The organism is Pseudooceanicola sp., from assembly GCF_041987405.1.
Taxonomy (GTDB): domain Bacteria; phylum Pseudomonadota; class Alphaproteobacteria; order Rhodobacterales; family Rhodobacteraceae; genus Pseudooceanicola.
Window position 1 is genome coordinate 360204 of record NZ_JBHIWR010000004.1, and the last position, 16099, is coordinate 376302.

Sequence of the window (16099 nt, forward strand, 5' to 3'; positions counted from 1 at the left end):
CAGGACGTTGCCAGAGCTTTCCCCGTTTCGGCCTACACCATCCCCGTCCCGGCCCCGCGCAGGAGGCGATCCACCATCTCCTCCACCTCCGGCCAGTCGTGATCGGCAATGGTCAGGTGACACAGAGCAATCCCGATCAATCCCGCCACAAGCGTATCCGCCCGTATCGCGACCTCGGTGTCGGACAGGCCATCCGGATCATGCGCCGTCCGGCGCAGCAGCCCGCGGAAGAGGCCGAAATACCCCGCAACCCGAGGATCGCCCACGAACTCCGCCACATCCGCCCGCACCACGCCGGAGGACATGAAGACCAGCCGGAACCGCTCCGGATGATCAAGCCAGTAGCGCGTAAAACACACCGCCGCCGCCCGCAGCCCCCCCTGCTCCGCCCGCACCTGGCCCGCGACCTCGTCCAGGACAAAGCCCCAAAGAAAGCGCAGGATGTCCGGCTTGCCGGTGAAATGCGCATAGATCGTCGCCGGAGAGCAGCCGACCTCCCTGGCCAGCCGCCGGATCGACAGTGCCTCCAGCCCTTCCGCCATATAGAGGCGCAGCGCCTCTGCCCCGACCCTGTCGCGGAAGGCCGCCTTCTGTGCATCGCTCTGAACCGGTCGCCCCGCTGGTCGTGCCATGTCACCCCCTTATTCCGATACGCGTATCAAATAACACTTGCCTGAAGTTTCGCATATTTATATGTAACGCGTATCACTTTATGCAGGAGGGTCAAGATGCAGTCCGATTACCCCATCCTACTACGGGCGATCCTGTTGCTCGCGGGCCTCGGCATCACCTTCCTCGGGATCGACAACGCCTTTGGCGGCATGGCGACGCTTGGCTGGCAGGGGCCGACGGATTTCTTCCAGGTCACCTCGGAGCGGGCCTTCGCCTTACGCGATAGCCATATCCGGTTCATCTCCGGTGTCTGGCTGGCCATCGGGCTGGTCTTCTGCCTCGCCGCGCTCAGGCCGGACAGATTGGGCGAGGTGATCATCACTCTCTGCGGTCTGATCTTCATCGGCGGGCTGTTGCGTTTCACGCAGGGCGATCCTGGGCTGCTTGTCTCGCCGGATCTGATCGGCTCTCTGCTGTTCGAATTGCTGCTCTTCCCTGCCCTCGGCCTCTGGCTCTACCGTATCGCACGCAAGCCCCCGGCCGCCTGACCGCGCCAAGAACCCCTCTGGCCCTTTTCCCGGTGCCGCGCTAACACCGCCGCCATGCCCCGCTATGCCCTCCAGGTCGAATACCATGGCGCCCCCTTCGCGGGGTGGCAGCGTCAGGCCGACCAGCCCTCCGTCCAGGGCGCGATCGAGGCGGCTCTGGCCAAGCTCGAACCCGGTCCCCATACCATCGCCGCCGCCGGCCGCACCGATGCGGGGGTCCATGCCACCGCGCAGGTGGCCCATTGCGACCTGACCAAGGACTGGGATCCTTTCCGCCTGTCCGAGGCGCTGAACCACCATCTGAAGCCCGCCCCCGTCGCCATCCGCGCCTGCGCCCGCGTCACAGACGACTGGCACGCTCGCTTCTCCGCCCATGAACGCCGCTACATGTTCCGCCTGCTGATGCGCCGTGCGCCTGCCACGCATGACGCCGGGCTGGTCTGGCAGGTGCCGCATCTGCTGGACGCCGACCTGATGCGGCAGGGCGCGACGCACCTCGTCGGCAACCATGATTTCACCACCTTCCGCTCGGTGATCTGTCAGGCCAAGTCGCCCGTGAAGACGCTGGACGAGATCCGGATCGAGGACCACGAGGGCCTCTCCGGCCCTGAGATGCGGTTCCACCTGCGCGCCCGGTCGTTCCTGCACAACCAGGTGCGGTCGATCGTCGGCACCCTGGAACGCGTCGGCGCGGGCAGCTGGCCGCCCGAGCGCGTGCGCGAGGCGCTGGAGGCCCGTGCCCGCGCCGCCTGCGGCCCGGTCTGCCCGCCGCAGGGGCTCTACCTCGTAGGCGTCGGCTATCCGGACGATCCTTTCGGGTGAGGTGAGGACCTCCCGCCATAGCGCCAGACCGGCGAAATATCCCCCGACCAAACCGGAGGATGACGCCAATGGACACCGGCGCCCCGTAGGCCGCAGCCCCCTCGCCAACCTGCCCCGGCTTCCACGCCGGGGCCTCCCCCCATACCGCACGACGATCAAACCGCGCCCCGCCGGTCACGCCTCGCCAGCCCCAGACCGCCACCCCTCCAACGCGAACCCCCATCCCCTTTCCACAACCTGCCGAAACCGCCATATACCTCGCATGAGCGACTCCCTCTCCCTTCCCGCAGGTCCCATGGGCCAATGGCCCGCCCTGGAGGCGGGGTGGGTCTGGCTCTGCGGTGCGGGGCCGGGGGATCCGGGGTTGCTGACGCTCCATGCGGTCAACGGGCTGCGACAGGCCGATGTCGTCGTCTATGACGCGCTGGTGGAGGACACGATCCTCGACTGGGCGCCCCAGGCAGACCATATCTATGCCGGCAAACGCGGCGGCCGCCCCTCGGCCCGGCAGGCCGACATTTCGCTGCATCTGGTCGACCTGGCGAAACAGGGCAAACGCGTGCTGCGCCTCAAGGGCGGCGATCCCTTTGTCTTCGGCCGCGGCGGGGAGGAGGCCCAGACCCTCATCCAGCACGCCATCCCGATCCGCATCATTCCCGGCATCTCCGCCGGGATCGGCGGGCTGGCCTATGCGGGCATCCCCGTCACGCATCGCGATGTGAACCAGGCCGTGACCTTCGTCACCGGCCATGACCAGACCGGCAACGCCCCCAGCTCGCTGAACTGGCAGGCCATCGCGGACGGGGCGCAGGTGCTGGTGATCTACATGGGGATGAAACACGCCCCGCATATCGCCACCGCGCTGCTGGAGGCCGGACGCCCCGCCGATGAACCCGTCGCCGTCGTTTGTGCCGCCACCACGCCGCAGCAGACGGTGCTGGAAACCACCCTGGGCGAGATGGTCGCGGATATCGCCAACGCCCGGCTGGAGCCGCCCGCGATCCTTTGCATCGGGCGGTCCGTCCTGATGCGGCAGGTGCTGGACTGGCAGGGGCTGATGGCCGGCATTCCGCCCCGCAACCTAGATCCGCTCGGCCGTGGCCGCCCGGCCGAGACGGGCTGAGCGATGCCGGGCCTGATCCTCTCCGCCCCCGCCGCCGGCGCGGGGCAGACCACCTTCGCCCTGGCCCTGATGCGTCTCCTTACCCTCATGGGGCAACCGGTGCGCGGCGCCAAGGCCGGCCCCGGCTTCCTCACCCCGCGCCTGCACGAGGCCGCCTGTGAACGCCCAGGCCTGACCCTGGACAGCACCGCCATGTCCCCCGACCGCATCCGGGCACTCAGCGCGGGCGAAAGCCTGCTGCTGATCGAAGGGGCGCGCGGCCTCTTCGACGCCCCCGCCGTAGCCGACCTAGCCCGCCTGCTGGACCTGCCGGTGGTGCTGGTGATCGACTGCAGCCGCATGGCGCAATCCGTCGCGCCGCTGGTCGCAGGCTTTGCGACCCATGATCCACAGGTGCGGATCGGCGGGGTGATCCTCAACCGCGTGGCGGGTGCCGACCATGCCGCCATTCTGCGCCAGGCCCTCGCGCCGCTTGGCCTGCCGGTGCTGGCCGCCCTGCCCGACCATCCCGACCTGAGGTTGCCCGATCCGCAGCGCGCGCTGGTCCCGGCGGGCATCCGCCCCGACCTCGACTCCTATCTCGACCGCGCCGCCGCCCTGCTGGCCGAGGGCATCCCCGGGGACGTGCCGCCGGACCTCGCCACGCTGCTCGCGCTCGCCGCGCCGCTGCCCGCCGCGCCCGACCATACGCAAACTCCCCGCATCGCCCCCCCGGCGCAGACCATCGCCATTGCCCGCGACGCCGCCTTCGGCGCGGGCTACACCCATGTGATCGAGGACTGGCACGCCGCCGGGGCCGAGATCCGCTTCTTCTCCCCCCTCGCGGACGAGCCGGTGCCGATGGCCGAATTCCTCTACCTCCCCGGCGGCAACCCCGAAATCCACGCAGGCCGCCTCGCCGCCAACGGGCGGTTCATGACCACCCTGCGCACCCATGGCGAACGCAAGCGGGTCTATGGCGAGGGCGGCGGCTTTCTGGTCATGGGCGACGTGCTGACCGACGCCCAGGGCGTGCCGCATCAGATGGCCGGGCTGCTGAACCTCGCGACCTCCTTCAAGAAGCGCCAGCCGCAGCAGGGCTACCGCATCGTCACCGCCACCCGGGGGCCGATGACCGGCAGCTTCCACGCGCATGAGATCTCCGAGGCGACGACCCTCTACCAAAGCGGCGATCCCCTGTTCCTCGCCACCGATCCCGACGGCACGCCGCGCCCGCCCCTGGGCCTGCGCGAAGGCCGCGCGGCCGGCTCTTTTGCACATCTGATCGACCCCGCATAAGCGCCCGTGCACAGCGCCGCGTCTTGCGCAGCGCCCCGCCCCGGGCTACGGGATTCGCATGAGCAGTTCTGAATATATCCCCGACGACAGCCGCGCGAAGCGCAATGTGATGGTTCTGGTGGCCGCGCAGGCCTTCCTCGGGGCGCAGATGCCGATGATCTTCACCATCGGCGGTCTTGCGGGGCAGTCGCTCGCGCCGAACGTCTGTTTCGCCACCCTGCCGATCTCGCTCATCGTGCTGGGCTCCATGCTCTCGGCCACGCCTGTCTCGGCAATCATGCAGAAATACGGCCGCCGCGCGGGGTTCTTCCTCGGCGCGCTCGGCGGCACCCTCGGGGGCCTCGTCGGGGCGATCGGCCTCTACTATGCCTCCTTCCCGCTCTTCCTGCTCGGCTCCTTCTTCACCGGGCTCTACATGTCGGCGCATGGCTTCTACCGCTTTGCCGCCGCCGACACCGCCTCCGACGCCTACCGCCCCAAGGCGATTTCCTATGTCATGGCGGGCGGGCTTCTGTCAGCGCTGATCGGGCCGCAGGTGGTCAAGGTCACGGCGGATGCGATGGTCGTGCCCTTCATGGGCACCTATTTCGCCGTCATCGCCGTGAACGTGGTCGGCGCGCTGCTCTTTTTCCTGCTCGACATTCCCAAGCCGCCCGTGCCGGCGCAGGACGCGCCCCGGGGCCGCTCGCGGGCAGAGCTGCTAAAGACCCCGCGCATCGCCGTTGCGGTGATCTGCGCCATGGTCTCCTACGCGCTGATGAACCTGGTGATGACCTCGACCCCGCTGGCCGTGGTCGGCTGCGGCTTCGACAAGGGCAATGCGGCGGATGTCGTCTCGCTCCACGTGCTGGCCATGTACATCCCCTCCTTCTTCACCGGCCACCTGATCGCCCGCTTCGGCGTGGAAAAGATCGTCGCCGCCGGTCTGGTCATTCTGGCGGGCGCGGGCGCCGTCGCCCTGCAGGGCGTGCAGCTGGAGAACTTCTTCATCGCCCTGGTGCTTCTGGGGGTCGGCTGGAACTTCGGCTTCATCGGCGCGACCACCATGCTGGCGGGCGCGCATGAGCCGCATGAGCGTGGCCGGATGCAGGGCCTCAACGACCTGATCGTCTTTGGCGGCGTGACCGTGGCCTCCTTCGCCTCGGGCGGGCTGATGAACTGCTCCGGCGGGGATGCGCAGACCGGCTGGACCGCGGTGAACCTTGCCATGGCCCCCTTCCTCGTGCTGGCCGGCGGCGCGCTGATCTGGATGGTGCTGCGCCCGAGGGAACAGGTGGCGCAATAGGGGTTGAGGACAGACCGGGGGGGCCTCGCGCGCCTCGGGGCAAGAGATCCTCGGGTCAAGCCCGAGGATGACATGACACCACTGTCCCGGCCTCCGCGCCGGGACCCCGCCAACATCGCGCACAGCACTTAGCGGTCCCGGGACAAGCCCGGGACACGACAAACCCGGCAATCATCGCCATCCTCCCGCGCGTCGCCACGTCCCGGCCCCCGCGCCGGGACCTCGCCGAAATTACGCACCGATCCACGCGGTCCCGGGGCAAGCCCGGGACACACTGCCAATCACCAGACCCGCCCGGTGCCCGCCATCAACGCCAGCCGCACCCGCGCCGCAAAGGGCCCTGGCTCCAAAGCGTCGTCCTTGACGCGCGCCGGATTGGCCGCCGCGCGCCGCAGCACCGCACCAACCCCGGCCATCGGAAAGAACGCGGGCCGCGCCGCCGCGGGCACTGCCGACCACCCCGCCCGCACTTCGGCCCAAGCCTCCAGAGCCTCGCGCGCCAGCCGCGCCACGGTCTCCGCCCGCCCGTCCGGCAGAGGCTGTCGCCCAGCCGCCTCCAGCGCGGGCACCGCCATCAGCCATGCCGCCAGCCCAAGCGCCCGACCCGCCGCCGGGGCCAGCCTCTCACCGCCGCCCAATCGCCGCGCCGCCACCTCGATCAGCCCGCCGCCCGTCGCCTCCAGATAGGACCAGAGCGCGGCCTCGTCCTCAAAGGCCTCGCCCTCAACATCCCGGTCCCGCGCGGCAATCAACCGGTCCAGCACCGCCACATCCTCCGCCCGCACAGCTAGCGCCAAGGGCGTCACCACCTCGTGCCGCCGCACGACACCGCCCGCCGCGATCTCCGCCAGCGCATCGCGCCACCATTGCAGCCGCATCCGCGCGATCATCGGCTCCTTGGTCACCCAGGGCGCCCGCGCGACCTCCAGGTTGAAGGCGTAGAGGGGAAAGAGCACCCCCCGCGCCGCCACCGGCGCCGCCATCGCGGCACGGAACCGCACCGGGTCGCCCTTTTCGACCAGCGCCGCGCAGGCGGTGAAATCCAGCGCCTCAGCCATCCTGCAGAAACGCGCCTATCCGGGCCAACACCCGGGGATCGTCCACGATGCCCAGATGCCCGACACCCGGCAGCACCTCATAGCGCCCCCGGTCGGTCAGCTTGCGGAACTCCGGCGCATAGCCCTCGGCGACAAAGGCCTCATCCTCCGCCCCCGCCAGCAGCAGGAACTCCGGCAGGGCCGCCACATCCGCCTGCCAGTCGCGGCGCGGCGCGAAGCCCTTGTTCAGCCGCCAGCTATAGGCCGTGGTGGCCCGATGCCTCTCCGGCCCCTGCAGCACCGCCTCCGGCATGGCAAATTCGATCGCCACCAGATGATCCAACGCCGTGATCCCAACCATGTTGAGCATCGACAGCCCGACAATCCGCCGTGTCAGCGGCCGCGCCCATCCGCCGGAATTTTCCCGCATCATCGGCGCATCATGTTGCACGAAGGGCGCCAGCAGCACTGCGCGATCCAACAATTCCCCATGAGGCCCGTTGGCAAACCGGATCACCAGACCTCCACCAGAGGAATGACCAAGCATCACAACTCTCTGATCTTGCTTAACATGTGAGGCAATCAGTTCGGCCAGATCATCCTCCATCTGGCCGACGTAATCCACATCGCCGCGCCGCTCAGGCTCCGCCCCATGGCCGCGCAGGTCCGGCACCAGAACATCCCCGACCTCGGCCAGCCCACGCGCCAGCGCGTCGAACTGTCCGCCGTCCCAGCCCGATCCATGCACCAGCACGATCAGCGGCCCGTCCTCCGGCCCCTCCAGCGTCCGGATCAGCGTTGTTGACACATCGCGCAACACCGCCTCTCGGACCGGCAATGGCGCGACCTCCCGGGCCAGTTGCCCACTGAAATCCAGCCCGCCCTCCGCGGGCGGCAGCTGCCCCGGGCGCTGGCTCAAGATCAACCCTAGAGCCATGCCAAAGGGGATCGCCAGCGACAGCCCGAGCGTGATCGCGATGCGACCGGTCATTCCGCGACCAGCTCCGCCCGGGTTTCGCGCAAGAGCTTCCAGTTGATTGCATCCAGCAGCGCCTCGAAGGAGGCATCCACGATGTTCGGGCTGACCCCAACCGTGGACCAGCGCCGCCCGGCCCCGTCCTCGCTGTCGATGATGACCCGCGTCACCGCCTCGGTCCCGCCCTGGGTGATGCGCACCTTGAAATCGACCAGCTTCATATCGGCAATCGCATCCTGATACTGCCCCAGGTCCTTGGCCAGCGCCGTCGCCAGCGCGTTCACCGGGCCGCGGTCATTGCCGCTTTCGTCCATGCTCTCGCTCACCGACAGCCGCTTTTCGCCATCGACCTTCACCACGACGACCGCCTCCGACAGGCTGACCATCTGGTTGTACTTGTTCTTGCGCCGCTCCACCGTCACCCGGTAGCGCTTGACCTCGAAGAACTCCGGCATCTGCCCCAAAACACCGCGCGCCAGCACCTCGAAGGAGGCCTGGGCGCTGTCGTAGGTATAGCCCCGGTCCTCCCGCGCCTTGACCTCGTCGAGGATCCGCGCCAGCGCCGGATCGCCCGCAGGCACGGCGATCCCCGCCTCCGCCAGACGGCGCCGCAGGTTCGACTGCCCCGCCTGGTTCGACATCGGGATGACCCGTGCATTGCCAACCACCACCGGGTCGATATGCTCGTAGGTCGAGGGGTCCTTGAGGATCGCGCTGGCATGCAGCCCCGCCTTGTGCGCAAAGGCCGAGGCCCCGACATAGGGTGCCTGTTTCACCGGCACGCGGTTGAGGATATCGTCCAGCTGCCGCGAGACCTGCGTCAGCCCCGCCAGCGCCTCCTCCTGCACGCCGGTCTCGTAGAGCGACCGGTACGGCTCCTTCAGCAGCAGCGTCGGGATCAGCGTGATCAGGTTGGCATTGCCGCAGCGCTCGCCCAGCCCGTTCAGCGTTCCCTGGATCTGCCGCACCCCCGCATCCACCGCAGCCAGGCTGCCCGCCACCGCATTTGCCGTGTCGTTATGGGTGTGAATGCCCAGATGATCGCCCGGAATACCCGCCGCGATCACCTCGCCGACGATCCGCCCGATCTCCACCGGCAGCGTGCCGCCATTGGTATCGCAGAGCACCGTCCACCGCGCCCCCGCCTCATGCGCCGCCCTCAGGCACTCCAGCGCATAGCCGGGGTTCGCCTTGTAGCCGTCAAAGAAATGCTCCGCATCGAACAGCGCCTCCCGCCCGAGCGCCACCAGATGCGCGACGGAGGCGCGGATGTTCTCCACATTCTCCTCCAGCGTGATGCCGAGCGCCGTGGTGACGTGGAAATCATGCGTCTTGCCGACCAGGCAGACACTGCCCGTCCCCGCATTCACCACCGCCGCCAGCACATCGTCATTCTCCGCCGACCGCCCGACCCGCTTGGTCATTCCAAAGGCCGCCATCCGCGCCCGCGTCTTGGGCGCCTCAGCGAAAAAAGCACTGTCGGTCGGGTTCGCCCCGGGCCAGCCGCCCTCGATATAGTCGACGCCCAACCGGTCCAGCATGGCGCAGATCTGCTGTTTTTCAGGGGCCGAGAACTGCACCCCCTGCGTCTGCTGCCCGTCCCGCAGGGTCGTGTCGTAGAGATAAAGCCTCTCTGTCATCCCCGCCTCCCTGTTTCTTTTTGCTGAAAATATCCCGGGGTCCGGGGCAGCGCCCCGGCGATCCGCCCCTTCGCGCCTAGCTCAAGATCAAGGGACCGCCCGGGAATCAACCCGGTTAGCGCCGACCCGACTTGCCGCGATCGGCGGCCGCCTTCGGCGCCAAGACCAAAACCACCGTACAGACGCAAATTTCGAGCCGCATCACTATTGTGCCGCTTTGAACAACTCACCTGCCCGGCGGCACGCCGGGCTGCGCCGACCCGCCCCCCCGGGGCGGCGCAAATGCGCCCCCCCGCGGGTCGGCGCAGCCCTTTGCTCTGCCCACTCTCCGTCACAATAGCCCCTCCAGCTTCGCCGGATCGAATTCCGCGCCGGGGATCAACTCGACCCCGGCCTTGGACATGCGCACTTCGACCCCGGCGTCGATGAGGGCGGCCTTGAGGGTATCCACTCGTGAGAAATCCTTGGACGCCATGGCCGCCTCCCGCGCCTCAAAAAGCAGGGTCTCGTATGCTGCCAAGTCGGCACCTGCCGCCCACTCGGGAATGGTATCTCCCATTAGGCCGAGGAATTGCAGCGTTCGATAAAGAGTAACTAGATCGCCCGCGATAGAAAGCTGATGGCATTCGGCAATTGCTTGAGCGGTGTTAAGGTCGTCAGCCAGTGCGGACACCACGGCATTGTATGGCTCGCCAGAGTTACTCACTTCCGCGACCTGCCGATACCACTTCCTCAGCGTCGCCTCCGCCTCCGCCCGCTTCTTCTCTGTCCAATCCATCGGCTTCCGGTAATGCGTGCCCAGAAAGACAAACCGGATCACCTCGCCCGGCACACCCTGATCCAACAAATCCCGCACAGTGAAGAAATTGCCCAGGGACTTGGACATCTTCTTCCCCTCGACCTGCAGCATCTCGTTGTGCAGCCAGTAGCGCGCAAAGCCGCCCTCGGGATGCGCGCAGCAGCTCTGCGCGATCTCGTTCTCGTGGTGCGGGAACTGCAGGTCGATGCCGCCGCCGTGGATGTCAAACTCCGCGCCCAGCAACTCATCTGCCATGGCAGAACATTCGATATGCCACCCCGGGCGCCCGCGACCCCAGGGGCTGTCCCACCCCGGCAGGTCATCCGACGAGGGCTTCCACAAAACGAAATCCATCGGGTCTTCCTTGAAGGGCGCCACCTCGACCCGCGCGCCCGCGATCATGTCATCGACCGACCGCCCGGACAAAGCGCCGTAGCCCTCGTAGGAGCGCACGCGGAACAGCACATGCCCCTCCGCCGCATAAGCATGACCGGAGGCCACCAGCCCCTCGATCATCGCCACCATCTGCGGAATGAACTCCGTCGCGCGCGGCTCATGGGTCGGGCGCAGGGTGCCGAGCGCCTCCATATCCGCGTGATACCAGCCGATGGTCTCCTCGGTCCGCTCGCGGATCAGCTCTTCCAGCGTGCCTGCCGCCCCTGCCGCCTTGCGCGCCTGAGCGGTGGCGTTGATCTTGTCGTCCACGTCGGTGAAGTTGCGCACGTAGGTGACCGCCCCCTCGCCGTAGACCTGCCGCAGCAACCGGTAGAGCACGTCGAAGACCACCACGGGCCGCGCATTGCCCAGATGCGCCCGGTCATAGACCGTAGGACCGCAGACATACATCCGCACATTCTCTCGATCGAGCGGGGCAAAGACCTCCTTCTTCCGGGTCTTCGAATTGGTCAGGCGTATCTCGACCATGGCGGTCCCTCACGGTTGGTCCGCGGGCGGCTTAGCAAGATCGTTGAACTTTGGAAACGAAGAAGCGGCCCGCGAGATGTCTCAGCAGGCGCAAATGCAGCAGATGATGATGCGGCGGGTCTTCATGGGGAATGGCATAGCGCGGAACGGACGGTCTGCCAAGGGGTTTGAGGGGATAGGGTCAGGCGGCGCACTGAAGGTCAGCCAGACGGTAACGGTCGGCCATTGGATAGTCTGCGCCTCAAAGCCATCCAGTCCTCACCAAGGGCTGCGCCGTCCCGAGGGGTGGCGCCAATGCGCCGCCCGTCACGCCGAAGGCGTGCCAGACTATTCTGGCGCACCTCTGGTGCGACGGGGGCGGGTCGGCGCAGCCCGGCGTTTCCGCCGGGCGGTGCATTCAATCAGTGTTGCTCAAGTCAGGCATTTTTATCGGCGTCACTCAAGACATGCCAATACCCCCCTCACAACCACCCCGTCCCGACAACCCGCGCCCAGTTTTCGAACCCGTTGCGCCGCGCCTGCTCCGCCGCGGCGGCCCAGTCGTAAAGCACGGTCCGATGCTCCACCTGCCAGCCCCCGGTGACCCGCCGAACCACGGCGTAGCTGGCCATGGGCGTGCCGGTCTGCACGATATGGCTCTCCGGCAGCTCGTCCGAATAGCCCGGGCAGCCGACCGAGCCGGGGTTGACCATCATCCGCCCGCCCGACAGCTGCAGCACGCGCGGCAGATGCGTATGTCCGTAGAGGATCAGCCCGGCGTTCACCCCCTCCGCCCGCGCCTCGATCATGCCACGCGGGGCGAGGTGAACCGCGCCGTAGGTCACCTCCTCGCTCCAGTAGAGGTTGTCGTCGCGCGGCGTGGCGTGACAGGCATAGACCTGATCCAGTTCCAGCTCGACCGGCAACTCACCGATCCAGTCCAGCGCCTCCGGGGGCAAGGCCGCACGGGTAAACCGGTCCACGCGCCACATCTCCTCCGGCGCCAGGTCCACCAGATAGCGGTCGTGATTGCCGCGCACCGTCAGGAAATCCCGCCCCCGCAGCAGATCCCAGACCCCCGCCGGATCCATCGGCCCGCTGAACACATCGCCGAGGTTGATCACCTGCGCGATCCCCAGCCCCTCGATATCCGCCAGCACCGCCGCAAGGGCGAGCGCATTGCCATGGATATCGGCGATGACGGCAAAGGGGCGGGACATATCCATGCGGGAACTGTCTCAGCAAATTTCCGTCCCGCCAAGAGGCACTTGCGCGAATCCCCGCCCGCACCGCATCCTCGCGCCATGAGCCGCGCTTTTGTGCAATCCGTCTGCGAGCCGCTCCCCGGGGCGGAGGTTTCCGACCCCTGGGGCGGCGGCCATGACGCCTGGAAGGTCGGCGGCAAGATGTTCGCCTGCATCGGTGCGATGGATCAGGGCGTGGCGGTCAAGACGGCGGACACCGACTTCGCCCAGATGATGATCGAAGCCGGAGACGCCCTCCGCGCCCCCTATTTCCACAAGAGCTGGGTCCTCCTGCCCTGGGGCAGCGACGAAGCACTGATGCGCGACCGGATCATCATCTCCTATGACATCGTCCGCGCCGGGCTGACCAAGAAGGCACAGGCGGCCCTGGCGCCGCGGGCGGAGTAGCCCCTCACATCCGCATTCGCGGCACTTCGTTCGGGTCCAGGCGCAGTTCGATCAGCAGCGGTTTGTCCCGCGACTCAATGGCTTTCACCGCCGCGTCGAGGCTTTCCACCGAATCCACCAGCACCCCCTGCCCGCCAAGCGCCGTGCCGATCTGGGCAAAGGATGGCCAGTCGAACATCGACAGCCCGGGGTCCATCTTGCGGTCGAGGAACTGGATATGCTCGGCCCCGTAGGCGCTGTCATTGGCGACGATCACGATCAGGTCCTGGTTCATCCGCACGGCGGTGTTGAACTCGTTGATCCCCCCCATCATGAAACCGCCATCGCCGGTGAACAGCACCACCGGCCGCTTCGGCACCGCATAGCCCGCCCCGATCGCCACCTGCAGCCCCAGCCCGATGGAGCCGAAATTCGTCGTGGCGATGAAGCTTTCGGCATCCGGGCAGGAGATACGGCACCAGACCTCGGTCATGAAGCGCCCGCCATCGGTGGTTAGAAACCGGTCCTGCGGCAGCACCTCCTCCAGCCGGTCCAACACGTACTCGAAGTTCACGAAGCCCGGCTTGGCCTTCTCCGGATCGCCCTTGGGATGGGCGGTCAGCGCGGCCATGTCCAGCTCGGCGGTGAAGCCGCTGCCCGGGATCTCGGCCTCGTCCAGCCACCAGACGATATTGTCCGCCGTCAGCCCCGCATCGGCCACCAACGCTGCGTCGGGGTGATAGTTCTTGGCCACCTCCTCCACCGTGTCGTTGACCTGCACCACCCGCTTGCCCTTCATCAACGCGCCCTTGTCGGTGGTGAAGTGATGCAGCGAGGTGCCGAAGGCGATGATGCAATCCGCCTTGGCCATCGCGTCATAGGCGGCGGGGGTCGAGAGCGTGCCGAAGATATCCATGTTGTAGGGATGGCCCCGGAACATGCCCTTGGCCTTCAGCGTCGTGGCCAGCGGCGCCTCCAGCCGGTCCGCCAGTTTCTTGATCTGATCGACCGAATCCTTGGCCCCGATGCCGGCCAGAACGATCGGGCGTTTCGCACTGGCGATCATCCCCACGGCCTCGTCCAGATCATCCCCCCCGGGCACATAGGCGGGCGCGGTGAAGGCGGGGAAGACATGGGCCACGTGCTCCACCTCCTCCCACATGAAATCGGCGGGCATGTTCAGCACGATCGGCCGCTTCTCCACCTGCGCGCGATAGATCGCATGGGCCACGTCGTACGACGCCGTCTCGGGCGAGCGCATCTGCTCGAACCCCGCCCCGGTGACCTTGACCGTTTCGCGCTGGTCGATGTTCTGCAGGTTCTGCGGGTTCGACACGGCGGTATCCCCGGCCAGCAGCACCATGGGAACACGACCCCGGGTGCCCTCGGTCAGGGCGGTGACGCAGTTGGTCAGCGCCGGGCCATGGGTGACCGTGGCAATGCCGACCCGGCCCGCCACCCGCCCATAGGCCAGCGCCATCAACACCGCGCTGCCCTCATAAGCGACGGGGACAAAGGTGCCGCCATCCGCGCGCACGAAGTGATCCACCATGAAGAGGTTGGCATCGCCCATCAGCCCGAACATCGTCTCGGTGCCATGATCGGCGAGGGATTGGGCAATGGATTGGTAAACGTACATGGGCGGCTCTCTGATTTGGTTCCGGGGTCAGGGCTGTCATATCGGACATCACGCGCGGGGAGTGCGCAAACTTGGCCCTCGCGGAACCCGATCTGCGGGAATTGCGCGCGATCTGGCGAAACGATGCGCAAACCACGCACCGCACGGCGCCACGCCCGAGTCATCCCCTGCCCGGCCACTCTATCACCACGACCACCGCCGACAAAATCAGCCGACGGGCCGCCGCCCCCGGCCCAACCCTTCGCTCCCGCCCGAAGCGTGCCACTTCGCGGTTGCCAAACCGCCCGGCCCGTCCAATTCTGCCCCGGACCAGACAGGAGCACCCCATGCATGATCCCGGCCCCGCCTTCCGCGCCCTCCACCAGCCCGGCAATCCCTTCATCCTGGCCAATGCCTGGGACATCGGCTCCGCCCGGCTTCTGGCCGCTCTCGGGGCGCAGGCGCTGGCGACCTCCTCCTCGGCCTTCGCATTTACCCTGGGCGTGCCCGACGGCGGCATCACCCGCGATCAGGCGCTGGCCCATGCACAGGATATGGTTGCCGCCACGCCCCTGCCCGTCTCCGGCGATTTCGAGGATGGCTTCGGCGCCGATCCCGACACCGTGGCGGAAACCGTGCGCCTCGCCGCCGAGGTCGGGCTGGCCGGCATCTCGATCGAGGACAACCCCGCCCCGCCGGCCGCCCCCTATGACCGCGCCCTGGCCACCGAACGGATTAAGGCCGCCGCTGCCGCCGCCCGCGCCCTGCCGCGTGATTTCGTCCTGGTGGCCCGCGCCGACGGCATCCTCAACGGACACTACGGCATGGAGGAGGCCATGGCCCGCCTGCAGGCCTTCGACGACGCCGGGGCCGATTGCCTCTACGCCCCCATCCCGCCCAGTTTCGACGACCTCGCGAAGATCTGCGCCATGACCGAGAAGCCGGTCAACGCCCTGGTCGCCGGTCCCTTCGCCTCCTACACGCGCGAGGATTTCGCCCGCATCGGCGCCGCCCGCCTGTCCCTCGGCGGGGGCCTCGCCCGGGCCGCGCAGCGCCGGGTGATGGACGCCTTTTCCGAGATGATCGAGGACGGCAGCTTCGCCATGCTGAAGAAAACCGTCTCCGGCGCCAAGGTGGACGACATGCTGCGGCAGTTCATGGGGTGAACCGGGAACTGGGCGCGGTGCGGGCGGCGCTTCGCCACGCTTTGCACCGCCCGCCGCATGGCAATCGCCGCTGGCGCAACCCGCTCACCTTGCCGTGAGGTGGTGAACTTCCGGGCGCATCAGGCCGTTGGTCCGGTGAACCATCATCGGAGGACCCATGATCCGCCTGCCCGCCCTTGCCCTGCTGATGACCGCAACCGTCGCTCAGGCGACGACCGGAACCGTCTTTCGTGACCTCGACCCCGACACGGCAGACCTTTCGGACTACCGCGGATCCGAGCGCCTGGTGGTCATCTTCGCCCCCTCGCTGGACGATCCCAAGATGAAACAGGCCCTGGCCGCGCTCCGCCTCGCCGAGCCGGGCCTGGACGATCGGGACGTGGTCGTACTGACCGACACCTCCCCCGAGGCCGACAGCCTCATGCGCGAAAAGCTCAACCCCGAGGGCTTCACCATGCTGCTGGTCGGCAAGGACGGCGGCATCAAGATGCGCACGCAGGACGTGATGAGCCCGGAGGAGATCTTCGCGACCATCGACGCCATGCCGATGCGCCGACAGGAGATGCAGGAGGACTGACCCTCACCATGCCCGGGCAAAGCAAAACGCGGCCGCGTGAGCGACCGCGTTTCTTTTTGCGTCATACGGTGCGCGGCTCGGGTC

15 protein-coding genes are annotated in these 16099 nt (G+C 67.6%); 8 read left to right on the top strand and 7 right to left on the bottom strand.

The genetic code is table 11. The annotated features are described in order from the left end of the window. Nucleotides 1-32 precede the first annotated feature (32 nt). A complete protein-coding gene (locus tag ACFC2Y_RS12790) occupies nt 33-632 on the bottom strand; it encodes a TetR/AcrR family transcriptional regulator (RefSeq protein WP_375172690.1) in 600 nt (199 codons plus the stop codon). A gap of 96 nt (nt 633-728) precedes the next feature. On the opposite strand from ACFC2Y_RS12790, the gene ACFC2Y_RS12795 reads away from it, so the two are divergent. The 5 genes from ACFC2Y_RS12795 (at nt 729) to ACFC2Y_RS12815 (ending at nt 5668) form a co-directional block, all read left to right on the top strand. Beyond that, entirely contained in the window at nt 729-1160 is a 432-nt protein-coding gene (locus ACFC2Y_RS12795; protein WP_375172689.1) for a DUF4345 domain-containing protein, read from the top strand. A 54-nt stretch (nt 1161-1214) separates the two neighbouring features. Continuing rightward, nucleotides 1215-1982, top strand: coding sequence for a tRNA pseudouridine(38-40) synthase TruA (gene truA, locus ACFC2Y_RS12800; protein ID WP_375172688.1), 768 nt, complete (start codon nt 1215-1217; stop codon nt 1980-1982). Between the two features lie 262 nt (nt 1983-2244). Beyond that, nucleotides 2245-3105 (top strand): uroporphyrinogen-III C-methyltransferase, encoded by an 861-nt coding sequence (cobA, locus tag ACFC2Y_RS12805; protein ID WP_375172687.1) that lies wholly within the window; start codon nt 2245-2247, stop codon nt 3103-3105. A gap of 3 nt (nt 3106-3108) precedes the next feature. Beyond that, nucleotides 3109-4383 (top strand): cobyrinate a,c-diamide synthase, encoded by a 1275-nt coding sequence (locus tag ACFC2Y_RS12810; RefSeq protein WP_375172686.1) that lies wholly within the window; start codon nt 3109-3111, stop codon nt 4381-4383. A 58-nt stretch (nt 4384-4441) separates the two neighbouring features. Then, on the top strand, nt 4442-5668 hold the full coding sequence (locus ACFC2Y_RS12815) for an MFS transporter (RefSeq protein ID WP_375172685.1): 1227 nt from the start codon (nt 4442-4444) through the stop codon (nt 5666-5668). A gap of 281 nt (nt 5669-5949) precedes the next feature. On the opposite strand, the gene ACFC2Y_RS12820 is transcribed toward ACFC2Y_RS12815, so the two are convergent. From ACFC2Y_RS12820 to ACFC2Y_RS12840, 5 genes are all read right to left on the bottom strand, one after another. After that, on the bottom strand, nt 5950-6726 hold the full coding sequence (locus ACFC2Y_RS12820; protein WP_375172684.1) for a squalene/phytoene synthase family protein: 777 nt from the start codon (nt 6724-6726) through the stop codon (nt 5950-5952). Next, complete coding sequence (locus tag ACFC2Y_RS12825; RefSeq protein ID WP_375172683.1) at nt 6719-7696, bottom strand: alpha/beta hydrolase; 978 nt, start codon at nt 7694-7696, stop codon at nt 6719-6721. Before ACFC2Y_RS12825 ends, ACFC2Y_RS12820 begins: the two co-directional genes overlap by 8 nt. Beyond that, on the bottom strand, nt 7693-9321 hold the full coding sequence (cimA, locus tag ACFC2Y_RS12830) for a citramalate synthase (RefSeq protein ID WP_375172682.1): 1629 nt from the start codon (nt 9319-9321) through the stop codon (nt 7693-7695). The genes ACFC2Y_RS12825 and cimA overlap by 4 nt, the downstream gene beginning before the upstream one ends. Before the next feature lie 331 nt (nt 9322-9652). Next, the gene (gene cysS / locus ACFC2Y_RS12835; RefSeq protein ID WP_375172681.1) at nt 9653-11044 is read right to left on the bottom strand and encodes a cysteine--tRNA ligase; all 1392 of its coding nucleotides are present in this window, start codon (nt 11042-11044) and stop codon (nt 9653-9655) included. Between the two features lie 461 nt (nt 11045-11505). Next, the gene (locus ACFC2Y_RS12840; RefSeq protein WP_375172680.1) at nt 11506-12249 is read right to left on the bottom strand and encodes a metallophosphoesterase family protein; all 744 of its coding nucleotides are present in this window, start codon (nt 12247-12249) and stop codon (nt 11506-11508) included. Between the two features lie 78 nt (nt 12250-12327). Here ACFC2Y_RS12840 and ACFC2Y_RS12845 point away from each other — a divergent pair, with 78 nt between their 5' ends. Continuing rightward, complete coding sequence (locus ACFC2Y_RS12845) at nt 12328-12675, top strand: MmcQ/YjbR family DNA-binding protein (protein WP_375172679.1); 348 nt, start codon at nt 12328-12330, stop codon at nt 12673-12675. Nucleotides 12676-12679: 4 nt separating this feature from the next. On the opposite strand, the gene ACFC2Y_RS12850 is transcribed toward ACFC2Y_RS12845, so the two are convergent. Further along, nucleotides 12680-14293, bottom strand: coding sequence for a thiamine pyrophosphate-binding protein (locus tag ACFC2Y_RS12850; protein ID WP_375172678.1), 1614 nt, complete (start codon nt 14291-14293; stop codon nt 12680-12682). Nucleotides 14294-14619: 326 nt separating this feature from the next. Here ACFC2Y_RS12850 and ACFC2Y_RS12855 point away from each other — a divergent pair, with 326 nt between their 5' ends. Together ACFC2Y_RS12855 and ACFC2Y_RS12860 are read left to right on the top strand one after the other, a co-directional pair. Further along, nucleotides 14620-15438, top strand: coding sequence for an isocitrate lyase/phosphoenolpyruvate mutase family protein (locus tag ACFC2Y_RS12855; protein ID WP_375172677.1), 819 nt, complete (start codon nt 14620-14622; stop codon nt 15436-15438). 157 nt (nt 15439-15595) lie between these two features. Next, complete coding sequence (locus tag ACFC2Y_RS12860) at nt 15596-16015, top strand: DUF4174 domain-containing protein (RefSeq protein ID WP_375172676.1); 420 nt, start codon at nt 15596-15598, stop codon at nt 16013-16015. Nucleotides 16016-16099 lie beyond the last annotated feature (84 nt).